The 1,874-nt window shown below is 59.7% G+C and carries 2 protein-coding genes; both read left to right on the top strand.

All coding sequences use genetic code 11. The features are described 5' to 3' along the window. A partial coding sequence (gene tnpB, locus ACK8OU_RS20100; protein WP_410305107.1) for an IS66 family insertion sequence element accessory protein TnpB occupies positions 1–245 on the top strand: 245 nt, incomplete at its 5' end. Positions 246–323: 78 nt separating this feature from the next. After that, positions 324–1,850 carry an IS66 family transposase gene (gene tnpC, locus ACK8OU_RS20095; protein WP_410305106.1) on the top strand — a complete coding sequence of 509 codons (1,527 nt, stop codon included), beginning with the start codon at positions 324–326 and terminating at the stop codon, positions 1,848–1,850. Positions 1,851–1,874: the final 24 nt, after the last annotated feature.

Raw genomic sequence — 1,874 nt, 5'->3', positions numbered from 1 at the left:
CCGAGGACCCGTATTCGGGCCACATGTTCGTCTTCCGTGGTCGCCGGGGTGATCTTTTGAAGATCATTTGGTGGGATTCTCAGGGGGCCTGCCTGTTTACAAAGCGGCTGGAACGGGGCCGGTTTGTCTGGCCTGCTGCCAAGGAAGGTAAAGTCAGTCTAAGCCCATCACAAGTGTCGATGTTGCTCGAAGGGATCGACTGGCGGACCCCACAAAAAACCTGGCGACCGCTGGTCGCGGGGTGAGGCAAAGTCTCAACAAAACATAGGATTTAGCGCAGTTTTGCGTTTCCTCTTATGGGGTGATCCGGTATAAATTATGCCATGCTGGAGGCCTTCAAATCCCTGCCTGAAGATCCTGATGAGCTGCGCGCGATCAGCGTGCAGATGGCCCAGCATATCCAGTCTCAAGCCTACCAGATCGAGAAGCTGAAGGCTGAGCTTCATGGTCACCGCAAGGCGCGTTTTGGCACGAAGTCAGAGGGCATGGATCAACTGGCCCTCGACCTGCCGGAAGATGCTGAGATCGCGCAGGCCGCAAAGGATCAACTCACCGGGCAACCACCCGGTGATGAAGAGACCCCGACCAACAAGCGCCAGCACAGCCGCAAGCCACTGCCAGATCATCTGGATCGGCACGATGAGGTCTTGTCGCCCGGTGAAGCATGCACTGGATGCGGCGGCACCCTGCGCCAGGTGGGCGAGGATATCACCCAAGAGCTGGATTATATCCCAGGTCACTTCGTTGTGCGCCGCTTCATCCGCCCGCGCATGGCCTGCACCTGCTGTGAAGCTTTCGCCCAAGCCCCATTGCCATCGCGCCTGATCGAGCGCGGGCGACCCGGACCCGGCCTCGTGGCGCACATGCTGGTCGGCAAATATTGTGATCACCTGCCGCTTGAGCGGCAATCCAAGATCTACGCCCGCGAAGGGGTTGATTTGCACCGCTCCACGCTCAGCGACTGGGTTGGGCGCACGACGGCACTGCTGGAGCCTCTGGCCGAGCATATCGGCAAACTGGTCCGGGCGGGGCCAGCCCTGTTTGCAGACGATACCCCCGTAAAACTGCAAGTGCGCGCCAACACTACAAAAACCAAAACGGCCCGGCTCTGGAGTTACGTCCGGGACGAACGCCCGTGGTGCGGGGCAGCACCCCCCTGCGCCTGGTATCAGTTCAGTGTCGATCGGAAGGGCGAGCACCCCGCCAACCATCTCGCGGGCTATACGGGCACGGTCCATGCCGATGGATTTGCCGGGTTCAACGGCTTGTTCGGCAAAGGCAAAGCCGATGAGCAAGCCTGCATGGTCCATGTGCGCCGCAAATTTGTCGACGAGGTCGAGCGCACCGGTTCCCCCATTGCCCAACAGGCGATCAAGCAGATTGCACAGCTCTATGCTGTGGAGAAGGAGACGCGGGGCAAATCCCCGGAAGAGCGTGTGACCCTGCGGCAGGCCAACGCCAAGCTGGTCTTTGATGAGTTAGAGCTTTGGCTGCAGGCGCAGCTGCGCAAGATCTCCGGTAAAACCAAGCTGGCCGAAGCGATCCGCTACGCGCTGAACCGCATGCCAAAAGCGCGCGGCTATCTCAGCGACGGGCGTCTCGAGCTGGATAACAACACCTGTGAGCGCTCGATCAGGCCTATTGCCCTTGGAAGGAAGAATTATCTGTTCATGGGGTCAATCGGCGGCGGCAAAGCTGCCGCAATCGCCTACACACTCATCGAAACCGCCAAGATGAACGATGTCGACCCCGAAGCGTGGCTCACATGGGTCCTCCAGCGCCTGCCTGATCACAAGATCAATCGCATCGAAGATCTCATGCCGTGGAACTGGCAGGCCGAAAACGCCTGAAACCACGCCGACACCGGACGGATA

The sequence above is a fragment of the Pontitalea aquivivens genome (assembly GCF_046507575.1).
GTDB classification, from domain to species: domain Bacteria; phylum Pseudomonadota; class Alphaproteobacteria; order Rhodobacterales; family Rhodobacteraceae; genus Pontitalea; species Pontitalea aquivivens.
Note: the sequence above shows the minus strand (reverse complement) of the source record. Positions and strands in the feature narration are given on the sequence as shown.